This window comes from Sphingomonas sp. (assembly GCF_964263785.1).
GTDB lineage: Bacteria > Pseudomonadota > Alphaproteobacteria > Sphingomonadales > Sphingomonadaceae > Sphingomonas.
Genome location: NZ_CAXVWL010000027.1, coordinates 1 through 20,950, shown reverse-complemented (window position 1 = coordinate 20,950; position 20,950 = coordinate 1). Strand labels below are relative to the sequence as shown.

At 67.6% G+C, this 20,950-nt stretch carries 19 protein-coding genes; 6 read left to right on the top strand and 13 right to left on the bottom strand.

Features of this window, described 5'->3' with window-relative positions; translation table 11 throughout:
• From ACE5C1_RS04445 to smpB, 10 genes are all read right to left on the bottom strand, one after another.
• A partial coding sequence (locus ACE5C1_RS04445; RefSeq protein WP_374942859.1) for a class I SAM-dependent RNA methyltransferase occupies positions 1 to 1,018 on the bottom strand: 1,018 nt, incomplete at its 3' end.
• Complete coding sequence (locus ACE5C1_RS04440) at positions 1,009 to 2,382, bottom strand: NAD(P)H-hydrate dehydratase (protein ID WP_374942858.1); 1,374 nt, start codon at positions 2,380 to 2,382, stop codon at positions 1,009 to 1,011. The genes ACE5C1_RS04445 and ACE5C1_RS04440, both read right to left, overlap by 10 nt.
• Positions 2,379 to 2,786, bottom strand: coding sequence for a hypothetical protein (locus tag ACE5C1_RS04435; protein ID WP_374942857.1), 408 nt, complete (start codon positions 2,784 to 2,786; stop codon positions 2,379 to 2,381). Before ACE5C1_RS04435 ends, ACE5C1_RS04440 begins: the two co-directional genes overlap by 4 nt.
• A complete protein-coding gene (ilvD, locus tag ACE5C1_RS04430) occupies positions 2,767 to 4,488 on the bottom strand; it encodes a dihydroxy-acid dehydratase (RefSeq protein ID WP_374942856.1) in 1,722 nt (573 codons plus the stop codon). Before ilvD ends, ACE5C1_RS04435 begins: the two co-directional genes overlap by 20 nt.
• 49 nt (positions 4,489 to 4,537) lie before the next feature.
• Entirely contained in the window at positions 4,538 to 4,885 is a 348-nt protein-coding gene (locus ACE5C1_RS04425; protein WP_374942855.1) for a response regulator, read from the bottom strand.
• A gap of 48 nt (positions 4,886 to 4,933) precedes the next feature.
• The gene (locus ACE5C1_RS04420; protein WP_374942854.1) at positions 4,934 to 7,336 is read right to left on the bottom strand and encodes a response regulator; all 2,403 of its coding nucleotides are present in this window, start codon (positions 7,334 to 7,336) and stop codon (positions 4,934 to 4,936) included.
• A gap of 65 nt (positions 7,337 to 7,401) precedes the next feature.
• The gene (locus ACE5C1_RS04415; protein ID WP_374942853.1) at positions 7,402 to 9,399 is read right to left on the bottom strand and encodes a M13 family metallopeptidase; all 1,998 of its coding nucleotides are present in this window, start codon (positions 9,397 to 9,399) and stop codon (positions 7,402 to 7,404) included.
• 152 nt (positions 9,400 to 9,551) lie between these two features.
• Positions 9,552 to 11,612 (bottom strand): M13 family metallopeptidase, encoded by a 2,061-nt coding sequence (locus ACE5C1_RS04410; RefSeq protein WP_374942852.1) that lies wholly within the window; start codon positions 11,610 to 11,612, stop codon positions 9,552 to 9,554.
• Between the two features lie 54 nt (positions 11,613 to 11,666).
• Complete coding sequence (locus ACE5C1_RS04405) at positions 11,667 to 12,164, bottom strand: DUF2062 domain-containing protein (RefSeq protein WP_374942851.1); 498 nt, start codon at positions 12,162 to 12,164, stop codon at positions 11,667 to 11,669.
• A gap of 56 nt (positions 12,165 to 12,220) precedes the next feature.
• Positions 12,221 to 12,703 carry an SsrA-binding protein SmpB gene (gene smpB / locus ACE5C1_RS04400; protein WP_374942850.1) on the bottom strand — a complete coding sequence of 161 codons (483 nt, stop codon included), beginning with the start codon at positions 12,701 to 12,703 and terminating at the stop codon, positions 12,221 to 12,223.
• 108 nt (positions 12,704 to 12,811) lie between these two features.
• Between smpB and ACE5C1_RS04395 the strand changes: the two genes are divergently transcribed.
• On the top strand, positions 12,812 to 13,372 hold the full coding sequence (locus tag ACE5C1_RS04395) for an energy transducer TonB (RefSeq protein ID WP_374942849.1): 561 nt from the start codon (positions 12,812 to 12,814) through the stop codon (positions 13,370 to 13,372).
• Here the strand turns inward: ACE5C1_RS04395 and ACE5C1_RS04390 are convergent.
• Positions 13,348 to 13,863 (bottom strand): hypothetical protein, encoded by a 516-nt coding sequence (locus tag ACE5C1_RS04390; RefSeq protein ID WP_374942848.1) that lies wholly within the window; start codon positions 13,861 to 13,863, stop codon positions 13,348 to 13,350. The two genes, ACE5C1_RS04395 and ACE5C1_RS04390, sit on opposite strands and share 25 nt — an antisense overlap.
• Complete coding sequence (gene dapA / locus ACE5C1_RS04385; RefSeq protein WP_374942847.1) at positions 13,860 to 14,759, bottom strand: 4-hydroxy-tetrahydrodipicolinate synthase; 900 nt, start codon at positions 14,757 to 14,759, stop codon at positions 13,860 to 13,862. Before dapA ends, ACE5C1_RS04390 begins: the two co-directional genes overlap by 4 nt.
• Before the next feature lie 79 nt (positions 14,760 to 14,838).
• Here dapA and ACE5C1_RS04380 point away from each other — a divergent pair, with 79 nt between their 5' ends.
• From ACE5C1_RS04380 to ACE5C1_RS04360, 5 genes are all read left to right on the top strand, one after another.
• A complete protein-coding gene (locus tag ACE5C1_RS04380) occupies positions 14,839 to 16,842 on the top strand; it encodes a lytic transglycosylase domain-containing protein (RefSeq protein ID WP_374942846.1) in 2,004 nt (667 codons plus the stop codon).
• 3 nt (positions 16,843 to 16,845) lie between these two features.
• A complete protein-coding gene (locus ACE5C1_RS04375) occupies positions 16,846 to 17,328 on the top strand; it encodes a GreA/GreB family elongation factor (RefSeq protein ID WP_374942845.1) in 483 nt (160 codons plus the stop codon).
• 49 nt (positions 17,329 to 17,377) lie between these two features.
• Entirely contained in the window at positions 17,378 to 17,626 is a 249-nt protein-coding gene (locus tag ACE5C1_RS04370) for a hypothetical protein (protein WP_374942844.1), read from the top strand.
• A 198-nt stretch (positions 17,627 to 17,824) separates the two neighbouring features.
• Positions 17,825 to 18,670 carry an NYN domain-containing protein gene (locus tag ACE5C1_RS04365; RefSeq protein WP_374942843.1) on the top strand — a complete coding sequence of 282 codons (846 nt, stop codon included), beginning with the start codon at positions 17,825 to 17,827 and terminating at the stop codon, positions 18,668 to 18,670.
• 194 nt (positions 18,671 to 18,864) lie between these two features.
• Positions 18,865 to 19,497 carry a hypothetical protein gene (locus tag ACE5C1_RS04360; protein WP_374942842.1) on the top strand — a complete coding sequence of 211 codons (633 nt, stop codon included), beginning with the start codon at positions 18,865 to 18,867 and terminating at the stop codon, positions 19,495 to 19,497.
• A gap of 274 nt (positions 19,498 to 19,771) precedes the next feature.
• On the opposite strand, the gene ettA is transcribed toward ACE5C1_RS04360, so the two are convergent.
• Positions 19,772 to 20,950: energy-dependent translational throttle protein EttA (ettA, locus tag ACE5C1_RS04355; protein WP_374942841.1), on the bottom strand; the 1,179-nt coding region annotated here is incomplete at its 5' end.

The following is a 20,950-nucleotide window of genomic DNA, read 5'->3' as shown; positions in this document are numbered from 1 at the left end:
TGGGCGTGGCGGCGCCGAGTGCGGGCATCGGGGCGCGCGCGCCGGCGCGCGGCGGATCGACGACGATCGCGTCGAAGCGGTTGAGCTCGGCGACGGTCAGCGGGCGACGGTACAGGTCGCGGTGTTCGGCGAACACCGGCTTGCCCGCCCGGTTTGCGGCGGCTTTTAAGGCTGCGATGGCGTCGCGCGCGCCTTCGGCGGCGTAGACGCGTGCCGGAAGCGCGAGCGCGAAGGTGCCGAGCCCGGCGAACAGGTCGGCGACCGTGGACGCTCCCGCAGTCGCCTCGCGCACCGCGGCGACGAGGGCGGCTTCGCCTTCGGGCGTGGCCTGGAGAAAGGCGGCATGAGGAAAGGGAACGGCCAGCCCGCCAAGGGTGATCGTGACCGACTCGGGTTCCCAGCGGGTTTCGGGACCCAAGCCGTCGTCGATCGCGAAGCGCGCGACCGCGTAGCGCTCGCAGAAGGCGGTGATCGCTTCGGCGGCGGCGAGGCCCTCGGCAGCGAGGCCGGTGACGAGGATGTCGGCGCCCTGGTCCAGTAGCGTCAGGTGGACGTCGGCGCGACGCTTGAGCCCGAGCTTCGGGAGCAGGGCGCGCAGCGGCGCCACCAGCGCGAACAGGGCGGGCGCGAGGATGTGGCATTCGACGATGTCGACGATGGCGTGGCTCTTCTCCTCGGTAAAGCCGAGTCGCGCGCCCTTTTCCGCATGCAGGGTCGCTCGGCGGCGGGTGCGAGGCGGCGACAGCGCGGTGCTGCGGATCGGTGCGGTGAGGTCGTGCGCGGCGAGCGCGCCGGCGACGCGATCCGCGACGAAGCCGGCATAGGCTTCGTCGTCGAGGTGCTGAAGCTGGCAGCCGCCGCAGCGCGGGAAATGACGGCATGGCGGCGGCTGGTGGTGCGGGCCGGGGATGACCGCGCCATCGGCGGCGAGCGTGTCGCCCGGCGCCGCGAAGGAGGCGTGGCGGCCGTCCTCGGCGACCCCCTCCCCGCGGGCAGCGACGCGGACGATCACAGACATTGCGCGATCGCTCCCGGCAAGGCTGCGGCGAGATCGTCGGCGAGGAATGCAGGGCCGCAGCGGCGCGCGGCCTCGGCGTGGAGCCAGACGGCGGCGCAGGCGGCGGCGAACGGGTCGTGGCCGCCCGCGAGCAGCCCGGCAGCGAGGCCAGCGAGGGTATCGCCGGTCCCTGCGGTCGACAGCCAGGTGGCGGGACGATGCGCCACCCGGACGCGGCCGTCGGGATGGGCGATGACGGTGTCGGCGCCCTTGTAGACGATCGTCGCGCCCGAACGCCGCGCCGCGTCGCGAGCGCGCGCGATCTTGCCGCCGTCGACCGTGCCGAACAGCGCGGCGAACTCGCCCGCGTGCGGGGTGAGGACGGTGGGGGCGGCGCGCGATGCGAGCGACTCGAGATCGAGTGCGTGGAGCGCGTCGCCATCGAGGACGAGGGGGTGCGGCGATGCCAGTGCGTGGCCGAGCTTCTCGCGCGCAACGTCGTCGCGGCCGAGTCCGGGACCGATCAGTAGCGCGCCGATGCGCAGGTCGTCGAGCGCGTCGGCGGTGTAGCGGCGGCGGACGATCGCGTGGGGCAGCCGATCCGTAGCGCTGCCGAGCAGGAGGACGTAGCCTGCGCCGCTGTGCGCGGCGGCGGTGGCCGCGAGCGCGGCGGCTCCTGGCATGCGGCCGGCAACGACCGCGACCATGCCGCGAGTGAATTTGTGATCCGCCGGGCCGGGAGTCCGCAGGATCGGGCGATCAAGCACCGCCACGTCGCTAAACGCGGCCGCTCCGATGTCGAGAATGCGCACCGCACGCGCGTGACCGGCGGCGGGGTAGAGCAGGTGCGCGGGCTTGAGCGCGCCGAGCGCCAGCGCGAGATCGAACGTGGGTATGGCAGACGGGCAGGTGCCGTCGTCGGTCGCGACGCCGCTCGGCAGGTCGACGGCGATGGAGAGCCGCGCTTCGGCGTGGAGCCGGGCGAGGTCGGCGCCGACTGCATCGTCCAGCGGCCGCGACAGTCCGGTGCCGAACAGCGCGTCGATCAGGACGGGTGCGGGCTGCGCGGCGGACAGCGTTTCGACCGCGCCGTCCCAGCCTGCGCGCGCGGCGATCGCTGCTTCGGTTACGGGCGCTCCGGTTGCGGCAACGCGGACGGGGACGCCGGCGCGCTGCAAGATCGCGGCGGCGACATAGCCGTCGCCGCCGTTATTGCCGGGGCCGCACAGGACAAGCACCTGGGCGCCCATCGCCAGACGGCGGACCTGTTCGGCGACCGCCGCTCCTGCCCGCGCCATCAGCGCCTCGGTTGTGGCGCCGCAAGCCGCTTCGGCGTCGCGCATCGCCTGCGCGGTGAGGATTGGCTGGCCGTCGATCGGGATCATCGGGCGGCGTTGGCACCCCGGACGGTCGCGGGCAAGCGGTAGCGGTCGTCGCCGAGCGCAACGTCGATGCGGTTTGCGTCGACGATGTGGACACGCGCAGGCTCGGCGCCGTCCGCCGCGATCACGCCGCGGCCGTCGCGCGTCACGAGCAATCGCCGGAAACTCCCGTCGACTCGACGGAGCGTAAGCGCCAAGCCTTCCATGCGGCGCTCGCGTTCGAGCGTGCACGTGCGCGCGAATGGGCCGCTACCCTGCGCGCAAAGGATACGACCATCGTCTTCGGCCTCGGCGCGTTGCTGCGCCTCGGCTTGCGCAAGCGTCGCCTGGTCGGTCCTGACCTCGCCACACCCCGCCAGGACGATCAGCGGCGCCAGCAGAATGCGGCTAGATATCCGCGTAGACATGGCGCTCGGACGCCGCGCCGGGGTGGGTCACGGCGCCCTTGTACGCCGGCCCGACGTTACGGGCATAGCGCCAGAGCGCCCCCGACTGGTAATCGTTGGTCCGTGGCTGCCAGGCGGCGCGGCGCGCGGCGATGATGTCGTCGGCGACGAGCAGGTCGATCGTTCCCGCGTCCGCGTCGATGCGGATCGTGTCGCCGTTCTCGACCAGCGCGATCGGGCCTCCGTCGGCGGCTTCGGGGCCGACATGGCCGATGCAGAAGCCGCGGGTTCCGCCCGAAAAGCGGCCGTCGGTGACCAGCGCGACCTTTTCGCCGAGCCCCAGGCCGTAGAGTGCGGCGGTGGTCGAGAGCATCTCGCGCATGCCGGGGCCGCCCTTCGGGCCTTCGTAGCGGATCACGATCACCTCGCCCTCCGCGATCGAGCGCGCCTCGACCGCGGCGAAGGTATCCTCCTCGCAATCGAACACGCGCGCAGGGCCTTCGAACTGCAGGCGGTGCATCCCTGCGACCTTCACGATCGCACCGTCGGGAGCCAATGTGCCGCGCAGGCCGACGACGCCGCCGGTGGGGCTGATCGGGGCTTTCACGTCGTAGATGACCTTCTGGTCGGGGTTCCACGTCACTTCGTCGATGTTCTCGCCCAGCGTCTTGCCGGTGACGGTCAGGCAGTCGCCGTCGAGAAAGCCGCCCGACAGCATCGTCTTCATCAGCATGTAGACGCCGCCCGCCTCGTACATGTCCCTGGCAACATATTGCCCGCCGGGTTTGAGGTCAGCGATATAGGGCGTCGACTTGAACGCCTCGGCGACATCGAACAGGTCGAAGTCGATCCCCGCCTCATGCGCCATCGCGGGCAAGTGCAGCGCGCCGTTGGTCGAGCCGCCGGTCGCCGCGACCACGCGGGCGGCGTTGACGAAGGCGGCGCGGGTGCAGATGTCGCGCGGGCGGATGTTCCTGGCCACCAGCTCCATCACCTGAGCCCCCGCCGCCACCGCAATCTGTTCGCGCGTGCTGTACGGAGCGGGCACCATGTTGCTGTTCGGCAGGGACAAACCGATCGCCTCGCCGACGCACGCCATGGTGTTGGCGGTGAACTGGCCGCCGCAGGCGCCGTGGCCGGGGCACGCGACCTTCTCGAGCGCATGGACTTGGGACAGCGGGCACGCGCCGGCGGCGTATTTGCCGACGGCCTCGAACACGTCGACGACGGTCACGTCGCGATCCTGGAAGCGGCCGGGCAGGATCGACCCGCCGTAAACGAAGATCGACGGCACGTTCAGCCGCAGCATGGCCATCATCATGCCCGGCAGCGACTTGTCGCACCCCGCGAAGCCGACCAGCGCGTCGTAGCAATGGCCGCGCACCGAGAGCTCGACCGAGTCGGCGATCACCTCCCGGCTGACGAGCGAGGATTTCATCCCCTGGTGCCCCATCGCGATGCCGTCGGTCACGGTGATGGTGTTGAAGCGCCGCGGCATCCCGCCGCCCTGGACGACCCCCGCCTGCGCAGCGTCCGCTTGCGCGTCAAGCGTGGTGTTGCACGGCGCCGAATTGTTGCCCGCGCTCGCCAGCGCGACGAACGGGCGCGCGATCTCCTCCTCGGTGAGACCCATCGCATAATAATAGCTGCGGTGCGGGGCGCGCTCCGGGCCCACCGACACGTGGCGGCTGGGCAGGCGGGACTTGTCGAACTGGTGGGTCATGACGACGCGCTATGTCGCCAAGCACGCATCCCACGCAAGGAAATATCGTTTAAAGGTCGTCGAGCGCCTTGGCAACGCCGTCCATCGTAAACGGTTTGGACAGGCGGGGCCGGTCGCGAAAGCGTGCATCGACGCCTTCGTCGCCGCCGCCGGTCGCGAAGACGAAAGGCACGCCGCGCGCCGCCAATGCCTCGGCCACCGCAGTGCTGTTCTCGCCGCCGCGCAGGTTGACGTCGAGGATCGCCGCATCGACGCCGCCGCCTGCGATCGCGCTGAGCGCCGCCTCGCATGTGTCAGCCACCCCGGCGATGCCGCGTTCGAGGACTTCGAGGAAGTCCTCCAGCATCATCGCGATCAGGGGTTCGTCCTCGACGATCAGGATATTTTGGGCAGCCATTCTCCCCACGTTAGAAGAAGTTTCGTATCCGTTCCAGTCCCGTAGACATTAATGTCGCGCAAGTGCGTCGCGCGCGGCTTCGGCGAGTTGCTGGACCGAGAAGGGCTTGGGCAGGAACGCGACATCGTCGATGTCGATCGATTTACGCAGCTGTTCCTCGGCATAGCCCGACATGAACAGCACCGGCAGATCGGGGTATTTCTCGCGCGCCAAGCGGACCATCGTCGGGCCGTCCATCGTAGGCATGACGACGTCGGAGACGAGCAGGTCGGGGCGCCCGCTGCGCGCGAGCACCTCCAGCGCGACTTCACCGTTCTCCGCGGTCAGCACCTGATAGCCTTGCCTGGTCAGCGCGCGTTCGGCGACCGCGCGGACCATGTCCTCGTCCTCGACCAGCAGGATGGTGCCGGTGCCCCAGACGTCTGCGGGCTTGGGCTGCGAGCGCGCCGCCACGGTGCGGATCGGTGCGGCGGCCGCGGCGGCGTGGACGGGAAAGAAGATCGAGAAGACCGCGCCGTCCCCCGGCTTCGACTCGGCGAAGATGTAGCCGCCCGACTGCTTGACGATGCCGTAAACGGTGGAAAGGCCGAGCCCGGTGCCCTTGCCGACTTCTTTGGTGGTGAAGAAGGGCTCGAAAATTTTCGGCAGGACGTCGGGCGGGATGCCGCCGCCGGTATCGGTGACGAACAGCCCGGTATAGTCCGCGACCGGCAGGATATCCGACGCCATCCGCCGAACCTCGTGCGCGGGGACGCTGCGGGTCTGGATGGTCAGCGTGCCGCCACCGCGCGGATTGGCGCTGAGCATCGCGTCGCGCGCATTGACCGCGAGGTTGACGACGACCTGTTCGAGCTGCCCCGGATCGGCGCGGATCGGCCCCAGGTCGCGGCCGTGCGCGACGTCGAGCTTCACGGTCTCGCCCATCAGCCGTTTCAGCAGGTTCGACACCTCCGACACCACGTCAGGGAGCTGGAGCACCTGCGGGCGGAGCGTCTGCTGGCGCGAGAAGGCGAGGAGCTGGCGAGTCAGCCCGGCGGCGCGGTTCGAGTTGGTGCGGATCTGCTGGATGTCGTCATAGTCGCTGTCGCCGGGCGAATGGCGCATCAGCATCAGGTCGCAGTGGCCGATGATGGCGGTCAGGATGTTGTTGAAATCGTGGGCGACGCCACCTGCGAGCTGGCCCACCGCCTGCATCTTGGTCGCTTGCGCCACCTCGCGCTTGAGGCGGCTCTCCTCGCTGTTGTCCTTGAGACTCAGCAGCACCGCGGCGTCGCCCAGGCCCCGAGCGCCGGCGATGGTCAGCGCGACGGGCTCGTCGGGATGGTCCTTCAGCCGCACCGCCATGTCGGCGCTGTGGGTGGCGCCGGTGGCGAAGCGGCGGATCGCGTCGGCGACCGCGCCCTTGTCCTCGCGCACCACCAGATCGCCCGGATAGAGCGGCGGCGCCGCGGGGTTGACCTGCCCCGCCCGCATGAAGGCATCGTTCATCTGCAGGAAGCGGCCGTCGCGGTCGACCAGCGCCATGCCGAAGGGCATGAGGCTGACGAGGCTGCGGACGTGGGCGGATGCCGACGCGCCGATCGCGGGCGCATCCTCCTCGTCGTCGACCAATGCGACCAGCACGCCGGCGTCGTCGTCGGCGGCGAACGGCACTTGGAGGATGCGCAGCGGCGTGCCCTCCAGCCCCTCGCGTTCAAAGCGCACCAGGCCGCGGCTGTCGGTGATGAGAAAACGCGCAAAGTCGCGACCGGCGAGCGCCTGGCTGTCCGCGCCGTCGTCGCGGCCCAGCGCGCGGACGCGCAGCACGCGGTTGGCGGCGCGGATGCGGCCGTCGGGGGAGAGCAGTACCGCCATGATGCCGCCCTGCCCCAGCCGGTCGCCGGTATCGCTCTCCAGCATTCGCGCGACATTGGCGGCGGCATCGTGCGCCGCGGCGACGGTGAAGCGCCAGACCAGCATGTCGCCGTCGTCCCCCGAGCGGACGATCTCCGCCGACAGCGCGGTGCCGCGAGCGGCGAGCCCGCGCGCCTGGCCCAGGCCATCGCGCCACGCCGCGCGCCCGGCGCTGCCGAGTGCGGTAGTGCCGTCGCCATCGAGCGGCAGCCCGGGCGGGGTCGGCAGGCCGTCGAAGAGCGTCTGGTAGCGGTCGTTGGCGCAAACCAGCCGCCCGGCCCGATCGGTGACCGCGACCGCATCGCCGCTCGCCTCGGCCAGCGCGCGGGCCATGCTCCAGTCGACCGGCGGTGCGCTCGGCGCGCCGGGGGTGGCGAGCAGCCGCCACACGATCAATCCGCCGCCGAGGATCAACCCGGCGGCGAGGAAGCCGGCCGCAATGGCGAGGTTGCCCGCGACGAAGAATATGAGGAGCGCGGCCGTCAGAGCCGTACCACCGGCGACCGATGCGGCGGAGCGGATCGGGGTCAGGGTGTGCGGGAGCGGGAGCGATGCCATCGAGGTCCGTCTTCCACCGCCGGATGGCACCGGGTCAAGCGGGTTCACCGCCCGACGCTGCTCGCCTACCAGATGCGCACGCGTTGACCGGGCGCCAGGTACAGCTTCTGCCCAGCCCTCGGCTTATAGGCCGCATACCACGGGTCCATGTTGCGGACGATGTTGGCCCGGTACGTGTTGGGGGAGTGCGGATCGGTGAGAATACGGTTGCGCAGGTTCGCCTCGCGGTAATTGCGCCGCCACACCTGCGCCCAACCGAGATAGAAGCGCTGGTCCGCGGTGACCCCGCCGATCACCGGCGCGCGCTTGCCACCCAGCGACTTGATATAGGCATCGTGCGCGACGGTCAGCCCGGCAAGGTCGGCGATGTTCTCGCCCATCGTCAGCTGCCCGTTCACATGCAGGCCGGGCAGCGGCTCGTAGGCGTCGTATTGTGCACCCAATTTACCGGTCAGCGCGGTAAAGCGCTCGACATCGGCGGGGGTCCACCAGCCGGTAAGCTGGCCGTGCGCGTCGTATTTGGAACCCTGATCGTCGAAATGGTGGCTCAATTCGTGCCCGATCACCGCGCCGATGCCGCCGTAATTGACCGCAGCATCGGCTTTCGGATCGAAGAATGGCGGTTGCAGGATCGCGGCGGGAAAGACGATCTCGACCATGCCGAAATTGGCATAGGCGTTGACGGTCATCGGGGTCATCCCCCACTCCCACCGCTGGAGCGGCTTGCCAAGATGCGCGATATTGTAGTCGTGGAGCCATTGCTGGCTGCGCAGTTCGTTGCCGAACGCGTCGCCCTTGACGATTTGGAGGTTGGAATAATCGCGCCAGCGATCGGGGTAGCCGATCTTGGGGGTGAAGGCGGCGAGCTTGGCGTGCGCCTTCACCTTGGTGTCGGGCGCCATCCATTCGAGCTTGTCGATCCGCTCGCCCATGGCGGCAAGGACGTTCTTGACGAGCGCGTCGGCGGCGGCCTTGGTCTCGGGCGGGAAATACTTGGCGACGTAGGCCTTGCTGACGTCGTCCGACAGCGCGCCGCTGGTGAAGCCGACCGCGCGCTTCCATCGCTCCTCCTGTTGCGGCGTGCCGCCGAGCGTGGTGCCGTAGAAGGCGAATTGCTCGCCGTCGAACTTGGCCGGCAGCACGTCGGCGAACGTGTCCAGGCTGCGGATGAGAAGCTGGTCGCGCAGAACGCCGATCGGGACGTCGGCGATCAGCCTGGCGATGCCGGTGACCGCCGATGGCTGGCCGACGATGACGGTGTCGACGGGCGTGCCAATGCCCTTCAGATAGGTGACGAAATCGAAGCCGGGCGCGGTGCGCGCGAGATCGGCTACCGCCATCTTGTTGTAGGTCTTGGACGCGTTGCGGCTGTCGATGCGAGTCCAGCTGACATTGGCGATGGCGGTCTCGAAGTCGACGACCGCCTTGGCGCGCGCCTCGGCATCCGCTTCGCCCGCGAGTGCGAACATCCTGGCGATATGGGCCTGGTAGGCGGCCTTGGTCGCGGCGAGCTTGGGGTCGGCGGACAGGTAATAGTCGCGATCGGGCATGCCGAGGCCCGACTGGCGCAGGCCGACGGCGTACACCTCGGGCTGCTTGGCGTCCTGTCCGACCCCGGTGCCGAAGGGCACGCCGACGCCGTTGCGGTCGGCCTCAGCGACAAGCGCGGCATAGCCTGGCTTGTCCGTCGCCTTGATCTTGTCCATCCAAGGCTTCAGTGGCGCCAAGCCTTTCGCCTCGATCGCGGGCTGATCGAGGTAGCTCGCATATGCGGTGCCGACCTTGGACGAGGCGTCGTCCTGCGCGGCCTCCAGGATGCCACGCGTCCGGTCGCGCGAGAGATCGGCGAGCGTGTCGAACGCGCCGAAGCTCGCCTTGTCGGCGGGAATCTCGGTTGTCTTCGCCCAGGTGCCGTCGGCGTAGGCGTAGAAATCGTCGCCGGGTGCGACGGTCTTGTCCATGCCCGCGGTGTCGAAGCCGTAGGTGCCGTAGGTGGGGGTGGAGCGGGTCTGCCCGGTCACCGCCGAGGTTGCGAGCAGGGCGATGAGGAGGATGCGTTTCATGTATTTTCTCCAAACCTCCGCCGGGACCGGGAGGGAGACTGCCGCGTGCCAGTGCGGTGGTGGAGGGGGTTTACGCCGCTAGCAGCTCGCCTGCCCCCTCCGTCAGCCTGCGGCTGCCACCTCCCCCGCTTTCGCGGGGGAGGATCAGGTATTCACCAGACCTTGATGCGGTCCGCCGGGGCCAGATAATATTTCTGCCCCGGCTTCACCGCGAAGGCCGGATACCACGCGTCGACATTGCGCACGACATAGGCACGGTAATTGCCCGGCGTGTGCGGATCGGTGGTGAGCTGCTGGCGGATCGCCGCCTCGCGCGCCTTGGTCTGCCAGACCTGGCCGAAGCCCAGGAAGAACCGCTGGTCGCCGGTGTAGCCGCCGATGACGGGCGCCTTCTTGCCGTTCAGCGAGATTTTGTAGGCGTCATAGGCGACGTTGATGCCCGCCAGATCGGCCATGTTCTCGCCCAGCGTCAGTTCGCCGTTGACGTGGGCGCCGGGGATCGGCTCGTATGCGCCATATTGGGCGACGACCTTGTCCGTGTAGACCTTGAAGCGGGCGACGTCCTGCGGGGTCCACCATTCGGCGAAATTGCCCTTCGGGTCGAACTTGCGGCCCTGGTCGTCGAAATGGTGGCTCAACTCGTGCCCGATCACCGCGCCGATCGCGCCGTAGTTCACCGCCGGATCGGCGTTGGGATCGAAGAACGGCGGCTGCAGGATCGCGGCCGGGAAGACGACCTCGTTCATCACCGGGTTGGCATAAGCGTTGACCGTCTGCGGAGTCATGAACCATTCGCTGCGATCGACCGGCTTGCCGATCTTGGCGAGCTGGCGATTGTATTCGAACTCCGCCACGCGATCGGCATTGCCCAGTACGTCGCCGGGCTTCACCTGCAACGCGCTATAGTCGCGGAATTTGTCGGGATAGCCGATCTTGGGGGTGAACGCCGCCAGCTTGGCGCGGGCCTTGACCTTGGTTTCGGGCGCCATCCACGTCAGCTTGGACAAGCGGATGTCCATCGCGGCGATCAAATTCTTGACCAGCGCGTCCATCTTCGCCTTCGACTCGGGCGGAAAATAGCGATCGACGTAGATCTGGCCGACGGCCTCTCCCATCGACCCGTTGACCAGATCGACGCCGCGCTTCCACCGCTCTTTCAGCTGCGGGGTGCCCGACAGCGTGGTGCCGTAGAAGGCGAAGTTCTCGTTGACGAACGGGCTCGACAGCATCGGCGCGGCGTTGGAGATCGTGTGGTACGCCAGATATTCGCGCCACGTCGAGAGCGGCGTCGCCGCAGCGATCTTGGCGGTGCCCGCCAGCGCCGACGGCTGGGTGACGATCACGCGGTCCGCGGCGGACAGCCCCTGCGCGGCGAGCATCGCGTTCCAGTCGAAGCCGGGCATCTGGGTGGCCAGCGCGGTCGTGGCGACCGGGTTGTACGCCTTTTCGACCTGGCGCTGCTCGGCGCGGGTCCAGTGGACCTGTGCGATCTGTTTCTCCAGATCGAAGATGCGCTGCGCCGCGCCTTGCGGATCGGGATAGCCCGCGAGTTGCAGCATCGTCGCGACATGGGTCACGTACTTGGTGCGCGCCTCGGCGAATTTGGGATTGTCGACGAGATAATAGTCGCGATCGGGCAGGCCGAGGCCGCCCTGCCCCGCGTAGACCGCGTAAACGGTGTTGTCCTTGAGGTCCTGCTGCACGCCCAGGCCGATCGGCATGTCGATGCCGTGGCGAGTCGCCTCGCCGAACGCGGTCGCAAGATCCTTTTGCGTCTTCACCGCCGCGATTCTGTCGAGATAGGGCTTGAGCGGTGTCGCGCCCGCGGCCTCGATCTTCGCGGCGTCCATGAAGCTTGCGTAGGTGGTGCCGATCTTTTCACCGACGCTGCCGGGCGCGTTGGGACCCTTCGACGCGTCCTCGATTACCGCACGGGTGCGCGTGTCCGACAGGTCGCGCAGGATGCCGAAACCGCCCCAGCTTGCCTTGTCGGCGGGAATCTCGGTCTTGGCCTGCCACCTGCCGTTGACGAACATGTAGAAATCGTCGCCGGGCGCGACCGACTTGTCCATGTTGGCGGTCTCGACCCCGAAGGTGCCGAGCTGCGGCTTGCCGGCGGTGGCGGTCACGGGAGCGGTCGGGGACGTCTGGGCGTAAATCGCAGTGGAGGCGACGCCGCCGAGCAACATGGCGGCGATAACGGTCTTGCGCATCGGGTATCCTTCTTGGAGTCGATGCGCTGTGTTGTACCTAACTACGACGCCCGGTCAAAGGTGGTTTCGATTGCGACGGTTACGCCATTTCCGCGCGATCCAGACTCTCCAGCCGAGCGCCGCCAAGGCGTAGCCGAGAACGGCGAAGACGATGCTCAGCACCAGCAGCCCGGTCGCGGTCGCGGGGCCCGCTTCCATGAACCATTGCAGCCAGCCGGTCGCGGCCTGCTGCACCGGCGCGCCTGCGACGTGGACATCGAGGCGAAGCACCCAGCGGCCGATCCAATAGGCCAGCACCCACAGCGGCGGCGTCGTGAACGGGTTGGTAAGAAAGGTCGTCAGCGCGGCGACAGGGATGTTCGCGCGGAACGGCAGCGCCGCGACCGCGGCGACCGCGACCTGCCCGAACGGCACCAGGATGCCCGCGATCATCCCCAGCGCGACGCCGCGCGGCACCGAGCGGCGGGTGAAGCGCCACAGCTCGGGCGCGAGGACGCGGTGCGCGACCGGGCGGAGCGCGCGGTTGCTCTCCATCGATTCGCGCGTGGGCATGTTGCGGCGGCACCATGCGACGCTGCGCCGCCAAGCGTTCGGCGCGGCGGATGCCATCAGCCGCGGTCGCGCATCACGCGCGCGGATTCACGCTTCCACTCGCGCTCCTTAATCGCCTCGCGCTTGTCGTAGTCCTTGCGGCCCTTGGCGAGCGCCAGCTCGACCTTGGCGCGTCCCTGCGTGTTGAAATAGACCGACAAGGGCACGAGCGTCATCCCCTCGCGCGCGACCGCACCGTGCAGCTTGTTGATCTCGCGTTCGTGGAGGAGGAGCTTGCGCGGGCGCTTGGGCTCGTGATTGAAGCGGTTGCCGTGGCTGAACTCGGGCACGTTGCTGTTCACCAGCCACACCTGGCTGTCGCGCACCTCGGCATAGCTCTCCGCGATCGAGCCGGTGCCCGAGCGGAGCGACTTCACCTCGGTCCCGGTCAGCGCGATCCCCGCCTCGTACACGGTGTCGATACTATACTCGAACCGCGCACGGCGGTTCTCGGCGACGATCTTCTTCTTGTCGAAGGCGATGGGTTTGGGGCGTGCCATGTGGGGCGCGATGTAGGGGCTGGCGGCGTGCAGGGGAAGCCGCAAGCGCCGTGGCATTCGCGTTGGCCGTCGGTTGACGCTGTCGGATGGCGCGCGCAGTATTGCTAGATGGCAGCGGATTGGCGATCCTCGATCAGCGGCGTGCTGGGCAGCGTCACCGTGCATTTCGCTAGCGTTTTCTGGATGCTCGCGGCACTATTTGGCGGACCGATCTGGGAGCCCGGCTCGGGCGGAAACGCTTCCATGCAGATATTCGAAGCGCAGGATTCCGGTCCTGCGTTCGGATTGACGCCTACCCTCTTCGAGCACGATTACGTCTTACAAGTAAAAAACACGAAGTGCCGCAGCTTTGTGAGCGAACGTGTTCCGACACTGCTAGGATCGGCGCGCTTTCCCGAACGACGCGCGATGTCACGTGCGCCGCTGGTCTGCGTACGCGTCGAACCTAACGGTGCGGTGACATCCGCGACGGTTTTGCTCAGCAGCGGAAACCGAGCAATCGACGCTGCCGTAGAGAGCCATGCGCGCGACTTGGTCTTCGAGGCTGCCCGGCCCGGCGAGCCGTTGCGTGCGGTTACCGTCACTCTCGAGGTCATCGGCGCGCGAGGTCCAAACACCGCACAATTGGTACGGTTCGACTCCGTTCAGCCTAGTATGCCGCCAATGTGATCGGCCGGCGATGCGGTCCGATCCCCGGCCAGAAGAGTGCGCCGCGCCGTCTCGTAGCAATCGTCGATGTGGCGGTCGCCTGCCAGCTTCATCGCGCCGAAGCTGATCGACGCGGCGACCGCCTGCCCCAGGATCGGCACGAACTTGGCCGCCTGCGCGCCGACCAGGCGGACGCCGACACGGCGGAGGATGGCGACGACGATGCGTTTCGTCACCGCGCGGCCGATCGCCGAATTGCCGAGACTGGTGGCGACGACGAGGACCTGTTCGCCCATCCGCGGGTCCATCTTCTCGACCGTCTCGTGATCGAGGCCGAAGCGGCGGCTGATGTCGGGGAGCAGGTTGGTGAGGATGCCGACGTCGGCGACCAGGTCGATACCGGGAATGGGCACCACCGCGGTGCCCGCCGAGACGAGCGCACGCTTGGTGACCATCGCGCGGCATTCGTCGCGGACGCGGTCGAGGTCGGCCGAGGTTCGGGGGAAGCTCATGCCAAGCCTGCGTGCGCGAGGGCGGAATCGACCGCGGCGCGCGCGGCTTGCGAAGGCCAGGTCATCGGCATGCGGAGCCCTTCGGGAAAGCCGGGACGGACGCGCGCCATGGCGTATTTGACCGGGCCGGGCGAGGCGTCGGCGAACATCGCATCGTGGAGGGGGAAGAGCTGGTCATGAAGCGCCAACGCACGGGCTCCCTCCCCGGCTGCACACGCCGCTTGGAATTCGGCGCACAGCCGCGGGGCGACGTTGGCGGTGACCGATATGCACCCCGTGCCCCCCATCGCGTTGAAGGCGAGCGCGAGGTCGTCGTTGCCCGACAACTGGCTGAAGTCGGGACCGATACCGGCGCGATGCTGCGACACACGGGGCAGGACGCCGCTGGCATCCTTCACCGCGACGAACACGTCCGGGAAGGCGGTGACGATGCGGATCAGCGTGGTAGGCTGGATGTCGGTTACGGTCCGGCCGGGCACGTTGTAGAGGACGATCGGCAGCGGCGCCGCTTCGGCGAGCATGGCGAAATGGCGATAGATGCCTTCCTGGCTCGGGCGGTTGTAATAGGGCGGCACCATCAGCGCAGCATCGGCGCCCGCGTCGGCGGCGGCGCGCAGGTTTTCCGTCGCCACGCTCGTGTCGTTCGACCCTGCGCCCGCGATCACCGGCACCCGGCCCTTCGCCTGATCGACGCACACCCGGACGACGCGGAAATGCTCCTCCTTGGGCATCGTCGCGGCCTCCCCGGTGGTGCCGCACGCGACGAGCCCGGTGGAGCCTTCGCCGATCTGCCAATCGACCAGCGCGCGAAACGCGTCTTCGTCGAAGGCGCCGCCGCGATGGTCTCCCATGTACGCGAACGGCGTGACCAGCGCGGGGATCGATCCTGAAAACATGGGACATTCGCCTTTCGCGGCGCGACACCCGCGCATTTTGTTCAGGACAGATAAAAGCGCGGAGCCTATCCTGTCCACCATGGCGGCTGCACTCATCAAGACCCTGGCGATCGTGGCGGCTGCGGGGGTGTCGATTTCGGCGGGCGGTCAGGACGGCATCGACCGCTATACGACCCGCCTGGCGAACACGACGCCGAACATTGCGGCGCAGGCGACCTCGCCGCCTCCGGCCGATGCGGCGATCGCCTCGGCCATCGCGCAGTGGACCTCGGTGCGCCAGACCGACGCGCTGCCGTTCGACAGCTACGCCGCCTTCCTGATGGCGCATCCCGGATGGCCCGGGGAGACCGCGAACCGGCGCGCGGCGGAGAAGGCAGCGGCGGCCGGCGATCCGGTGCGGGTGGCCGCCTATTTCCGGCGCTTTCCGCCGCAATCGGCGACCGGTGCGGTCAACCAGGCACGCGCGCTCCAGGCGACGGGCTTGTCCGCGGAGGCGAATGCCGCGGCGCGCCGGGCGTGGCGGATGGGGGCGCTGGCACCCGCGGACGAGCTGTTCGTCCTGTCGCTTCCCGGCGCGATCGGTTCTGCCGATCACGATGCGCGGATGGACATGCTGCTGTGGAGCGGACAGACGAGCGCCGCCATGCGTCAGATCGGGTACGTCTCGCCCGCATTGCGCGACGTCTTCGCCGCGCGCCTGGCGCTGCGGACGAACGCGCCCGAGGCAACCGAGCTCGCGACGCTCGGCGCGACGAGCTACGCCAACGACCCCGGCTTTATTGCCGATCGCGCGACGTGGCTCCGCAACAACGGTGCGGGGCCGACCGCGCGGACGTGGCTGGCACGGCCCCGCACGCTCACCTTCCGTCCCGGCAACGTCGAGAAATGGTACGAGGTGCTGCTCGCCAATGCGCGCGGCGCGGCGGCGGACGGGCAGTGGCAGACCGCCTACGACATCGCGCGGCAGGTCGACGACGCCTATCCGGTGGGCACCGACGTATCGATCAAGCCGTATGGTGAGCGCGACGATTACACGAGCCTGGCATGGCTTGCGGGGCAAACCGCGCTCAAGCGGATCGGGCGGCCCGCGGACGCGATGACGCTGTTCGACCGTTATGGGCGCGGCAGCATGGCGCCGCAGACGCGTGCCAAGGGCTTCTACTGGGCGGGGCGCGCGGCTGAGGCGGCGGGAATGCAAGCTGAGGCGGCAGCATTCTTCGCGCGCGCGGCGGGGTATCGCGATCAATTCTACGGCCAGCTCGCCGCCGAGCGGACCGGGCGTCCCCTGGTGGCACCCCCCTCGCTGGTGCCGCCGTTGATCGCGCCCGAGATCCGCACCGCTTTCGACCGGCGCGAGATCGTTCGCGCGGCACGCTTTCTCGGCAACATCGGCCAGCGACAGGACCAGACAGCCTTCGTCCGCCAGATCGCGGCGGACGCGAAGACCGACACCGACCACCTCCTTGCCGGACAACTCTCACGCGAGATTGGACGTCCCGACCTGGCGGTGATGATCGGGCGCAGCGCCATGCAGAACGGGCTTAGCGACTATTCCGCGACCGGCTTTCCCACCGTGCCGGTCCCTGCGGGCTACGAGGGCAATTGGACGCTGATCCACGCGATCGCGCGGCAGGAGAGCCAGTTCGACCGCGCCGCGATCAGTAGCGCGGGCGCCCGCGGCTTGCTGCAGCTGATGCCCGCCACGGCGCGCGAGCAATCGGGCAAGATGGGGCTCGCGTACGACGTATCGGCGCTGACCACCGATCCGAACCTGTCGATCATGCTCGGCTCCAGTTATTTCAACCGGGTGTACGATCGCTTCGGCAGCTATCCGCTGGCGATCGCGGGCTACAATGCGGGCGGCGGCAACGTGAACAAGTGGCTCGCGGCGAACGGCGATCCCCGCACCGGCGCGGTCGACATGGTCGACTGGATCGAGGCGATCCCGTTTTCGGAGACGCGCAACTACGTTCAACGGGTGCTGGAGAATGCGGTCGTCTACGACCTGATGAACCCGGCGCGCGCGAAGAGCACCGGCACGGCGCGGCTCAGCTGGTATCTGGGCAAGTCGCGGCCGGGCTGAGCGGTGGACCGCCCGAACTATATCACGGCCGCGGGCTATGCGGCGCTGCGCGCGGAATACGAGAAGCTGTTCGCAAGCGAGCGCCCCGCGTTGGTCGAGACGATCGCCTGGGCCGCGGGCAACGGCGATCGTTCCGAAAACGGCGATTACATCTACGGGCGCAAGCGGCTGCGCGAGATCGATCGGCGGCTCGGCTGGCTGTCGAAACGGATGAAGGCGGCCAAGGTGGTCGACCCGTTCACGCCCGGCGACCGCACGCGCGCATGGTTCGGCGCGACCGTCACCATCGCGGACGAGGACGATTCCCAGCGGGTGCTGACGTTGGTCGGCGACGACGAAGCGGATGCGGGCGCGGGCCGGGTCGGCTGGAACGCGCCGATTGCGCGCGCGCTGAGGGGGGCGGCTGTGGGCGATCTGCGGCGGGTCGAGCTGCCGGTCGGCACGCGCGAATATGAGGTGATCGGGATAGCCTATCCGGCCGCGTGAGGAACGCCGCGGGGACCTCACCCGTTTTGCGCGTCGAAGGAGATACCCAATGGCCGAAAACCCCCGCACAACCTCCGCGCGCGATCACGACGACAGCGCGATGATCGAAGACGCGGTCGCAAACGGCGGCACCGGCGGGTCCGCGAGCAGCAGCGGCGGCAACCTGCAAACCGACATCGGATCGCAAGACGATCTGAGCCAGGCGGTCGACGATCCGGGCGGCACGACCCGGCCCGAGAAGGCGGACGATATCGCCAACGATCAGGCGTACGACAGCGATCGGCGCGGGCGGGCATAAGGTCGTCACCCTCACCCTTCCGCGGCTTCGCCGCTCCAGTTCCAGGTGAACAATGCACCGCATCGTTCAGGTCATGCTGGGGGCATGACCGACCTGGAACTCTCTCCCGCCGGGAGAGGGAAGAGGCGCGCAGCGCCGATAGGGTGAGGGTAAGGAAGCCGCGTTGCTTTTGAAGGCCAAACCGGCGACGTTGGCGCGATGGAAGATCCCAACCTCAACGTCGCGCTGCTCATCGACGCCGACAACGCCTCGTGGCACACCATCGACCCGGTGTTGACCGTCCTCGCCGAGCTCGGCACCGTCAACGTCCGCCGCGTCTATGGCAACTGGACCAAGCCCGCGCTGAAGGGCTGGCAGGAGATGACGGTCAAGCACGGCATCGAGCCGCAGCAGCAGTTCGACCTGACCAAAGGCAAGAACGCCACCGACATGAAAATGACGATCGACGCGATGGACCTGCTGTTCCGCGGGCGTGTCGGCGCGTTCGGGATCATGTCGTCGGACAGCGACTTCATGCCGCTGGCGATGCGAATCCGGCAGGACGGGCTGCCGGTGTACGGCTTCGGCAGCGCCAAGACTCCGGAGGCGTTCAAGCAGGCGTGCACCCGCTTCATCGACGTCGACGCGCTGGCGCGTGCGACGGCACCCCAGCCTATGCCGGTGCCAGCACCCGCTCTCGATCCGGCGTCAAAGCCGGTCGCGGCTTCGGCCAAGGCTGCGGGCAAGCCGAAGACGACGGAAAAGGCGTCGCCCACACCGGCAGCCGACCCCCTGACCCTCCCGCCGCCGATCAATGGCGACAAGCCCAAGCAGGCGGTCGACGAGGACCTGCTCAAGCTGCTGATCGACGCCTATGACGCGGGCAAGCGCGACGAGCGCGGCTACGTCAGCATCTCGGCGATGGGCCAGCTCGCGGGCAACCGATCGAGCTTCGACGCGCGCAACTACGGCTTCCGGCGGTTGTCGGACCTGATCCAGGCGGTGCCGAACTTCCAGACCGAACGGCGTGAGGACGGGCGGCTGTTTGTGCGACGGCTGCGGTGATGCAGCCGGCTGACGTTGCAAGAGAAGCGATATGCTAAAAAGTTTGCAAAGAATCGCCTCTATGAAGCTTCGACTTGCCCCGCAAGCTGCTCGATCACTTCTGATATAATACGTCCATTTTGGATGCTTTTAAGGTTCGTTCCGTCAAGCCTTTCCGGCAACGTCGTGCACGCGACAATCTGCGGGGGTGAAACGTGAAGCTGTCGATTGAAGATATGGTCATCTGCTTGGCGCTTCTGCTGGGCTTCTCAACGTCCTTGCTTATGGAAATTGCCAACCAATCTTGGGGCAAACACTTCCCATCCAGCTTGATCGCATTCTTTGCCGCGGTATCGGTCGCAGCTCTGATATATCGCTTTCTCGGCGGTTCCGGAGAGGCCCAGTTTCGAATGGGCGTACTACAGCTGACTGGGTCCGCAGCTATCCTTCTTGGTGCGACATGGTTGCTCGGCGACCGAATCCGTTTGGAAACTGCTTTGTATGAAACGGACGCTCAGTATCGACCTGCCCTGGACGCGAAGCAGGAGGAGGTTAACGCGCTCAAGCGCACGCGGTTGAAGCTTGCGGAAGAGCGCGATGCCTTGCAGGAGCAGGTAACGGAATTGAGCGCGGGTAAGACGAACTACTCGATCGATCAGGTACGGAAGATGCGCCCGGATAACACCTTCGTTTCGGGAATAAGGCGGATGGTTGCCAACGAGGATCCTCCATTCCGGGAGACGCTGAAGGAGGTCGCTGCCCTTGTGACGTTGAACGATGCCATGACCGCAGCAAACGTCTATCGTATCTGCACTGACACGCAGGCCCGCCTTTTCGATGGGCTCTAAACGCAAAAGGATCGTTTGCGCATGCGCAGAACCTACGGTGATGCAGAAACGCGGGCCGTTGATATGGTGAGAGGCGGAACCATTACGTCAGATGGAGGCGCTTGCCCGGTTGGAAGCGGTCGAACGTTCGATGTCCAGATCACCTGCGCTGACGCGATCCAGTTGTTCCCCGATCGCATACTCCGATGCTCGGGGCTGAACCCCGTTTACACGCCCGGCTTCTCGACTATTCGGGGAGAGCGCGTGATGGTAGGTGCGCTTCCCCCGAGATAGCTCACCGCGTCAGCTTCTTATACGCCAACCGCGTAGGCCGGTCCGCGGCATCGCCCATGCGCCGTCGCTTGTCTTCCTCGTAGCTCTCGTAATTCCCCTCGAACCACTCGACATGGCTGTCGCCCTCGAACGCCAGGATGTGGGTGCACAGCCGATCGAGGAAGAAGCGGTCGTGGCTGATCACCACCGCGCAGCCCGCAAAAGTCTCCAGCGCCTCCTCCAGTGCGCGCAGCGTCTCCACGTCGAGGTCGTTGGTCGGCTCGTCGAGCAGCAGGACGTTGCCGCCCTCCTTCAGCATCTTGGCCATGTGGACGCGGTTGCGTTCGCCGCCCGAAAGCTGGCCGACCTTCTTCTGCTGGTCGGGTCCGCGAAAGTTGAACGCGCCGACATAGGCCCGCGTCCCCATTTCCTGCTTGCCGAAGCGGAAGATCTCCAGCTCGTCGGAGATTTCCTGCCAGACGTTCTTGTTGGGATCGAGGTCGTCGCGCGACTGGTCGACATAGCCGAGCTTGACGGTCGATCCGACCTCGATCGTCCCCGTGTCGGGCTGCTCCTGACCGGTAATGAGCTTGAACAAGGTCGACTTGCCCGCGCCGTTCGGCCCGATCACGCCGACGATGCCGCCCGGCGGCAGGGTGAAGTCGAGCCCGTCGAACAGCAATTTGTTGCCGTAGGCCTTGGTCAACCCCTTGGCCTCGATCACCTTGCCGCCGAGCCGTTCGGGCAGCTGGATCAGGATCGCGGCCTTGCCCGCGACGCGTGACTCCTGCTTTTCCATCAGCTCGTCGAACGCGCGGATGCGCGCCTTGGACTTGGTCTGGCGTGCCTTGGGTGTCTGGCGCATCCAGGCGAGTTCGTCGGCGATCGCGCGCTGCTTGCCCTGCTCCTCGCGCTCCTCCTGCTCGAGGCGCTTGGACTTTTTCTCCAGATAGCCGGTGTAGTTGCTCTCGTAGGTGTAATAACGCCCGCGATCGAGCTCGAGCACCCAGTTGACGACGTTGTCGAGGAAGTAGCGGTCGTGGGTGACGAGGATGACGTTGCCCGGATATTCGACAAGGTAATTCTCCAGCCACGCGACGCTTTCGGCATCGAGGTGGTTGGTCGGTTCGTCGAGCAGCAGGATCTGCGGCTTTTCGAGCAGCAGCTTGCACAGCGCCACCCGGCGCTTCTCGCCGCCCGA

Excerpts from the sequence above, each read along its gene's own strand:
- ACE5C1_RS04440 (WP_374942858.1), bottom strand. The coding sequence starts at position 2,382 with ATGATCCCGATCGACGGCCAGCCAATCCTCACCGCGCAGGCGATGCGC.
- ACE5C1_RS04435 (WP_374942857.1), bottom strand. The coding sequence starts at position 2,786 with ATGTCTACGCGGATATCTAGCCGCATTCTGCTGGCGCCGCTGATCGTC.
- ilvD (WP_374942856.1), bottom strand. The coding sequence starts at position 4,488 with ATGACCCACCAGTTCGACAAGTCCCGCCTGCCCAGCCGCCACGTGTCG.
- ACE5C1_RS04425 (WP_374942855.1), bottom strand. The coding sequence starts at position 4,885 with ATGGCTGCCCAAAATATCCTGATCGTCGAGGACGAACCCCTGATCGCG.
- ACE5C1_RS04420 (WP_374942854.1), bottom strand. The coding sequence starts at position 7,336 with ATGGCATCGCTCCCGCTCCCGCACACCCTGACCCCGATCCGCTCCGCC.
- ACE5C1_RS04415 (WP_374942853.1), bottom strand. The coding sequence starts at position 9,399 with ATGAAACGCATCCTCCTCATCGCCCTGCTCGCAACCTCGGCGGTGACC.
- ACE5C1_RS04410 (WP_374942852.1), bottom strand. The coding sequence starts at position 11,612 with ATGCGCAAGACCGTTATCGCCGCCATGTTGCTCGGCGGCGTCGCCTCC.
- ACE5C1_RS04405 (WP_374942851.1), bottom strand. The coding sequence starts at position 12,164 with ATGCCCACGCGCGAATCGATGGAGAGCAACCGCGCGCTCCGCCCGGTC.
- smpB (WP_374942850.1), bottom strand. The coding sequence starts at position 12,703 with ATGGCACGCCCCAAACCCATCGCCTTCGACAAGAAGAAGATCGTCGCC.
- ACE5C1_RS04395 (WP_374942849.1), top strand. The coding sequence starts at position 12,812 with ATGGCAGCGGATTGGCGATCCTCGATCAGCGGCGTGCTGGGCAGCGTC.
- ACE5C1_RS04390 (WP_374942848.1), bottom strand. The coding sequence starts at position 13,863 with ATGAGCTTCCCCCGAACCTCGGCCGACCTCGACCGCGTCCGCGACGAA.
- dapA (WP_374942847.1), bottom strand. The coding sequence starts at position 14,759 with ATGTTTTCAGGATCGATCCCCGCGCTGGTCACGCCGTTCGCGTACATG.
- ACE5C1_RS04380 (WP_374942846.1), top strand. The coding sequence starts at position 14,839 with ATGGCGGCTGCACTCATCAAGACCCTGGCGATCGTGGCGGCTGCGGGG.
- ACE5C1_RS04370 (WP_374942844.1), top strand. The coding sequence starts at position 17,378 with ATGGCCGAAAACCCCCGCACAACCTCCGCGCGCGATCACGACGACAGC.
- ACE5C1_RS04365 (WP_374942843.1), top strand. The coding sequence starts at position 17,825 with ATGGAAGATCCCAACCTCAACGTCGCGCTGCTCATCGACGCCGACAAC.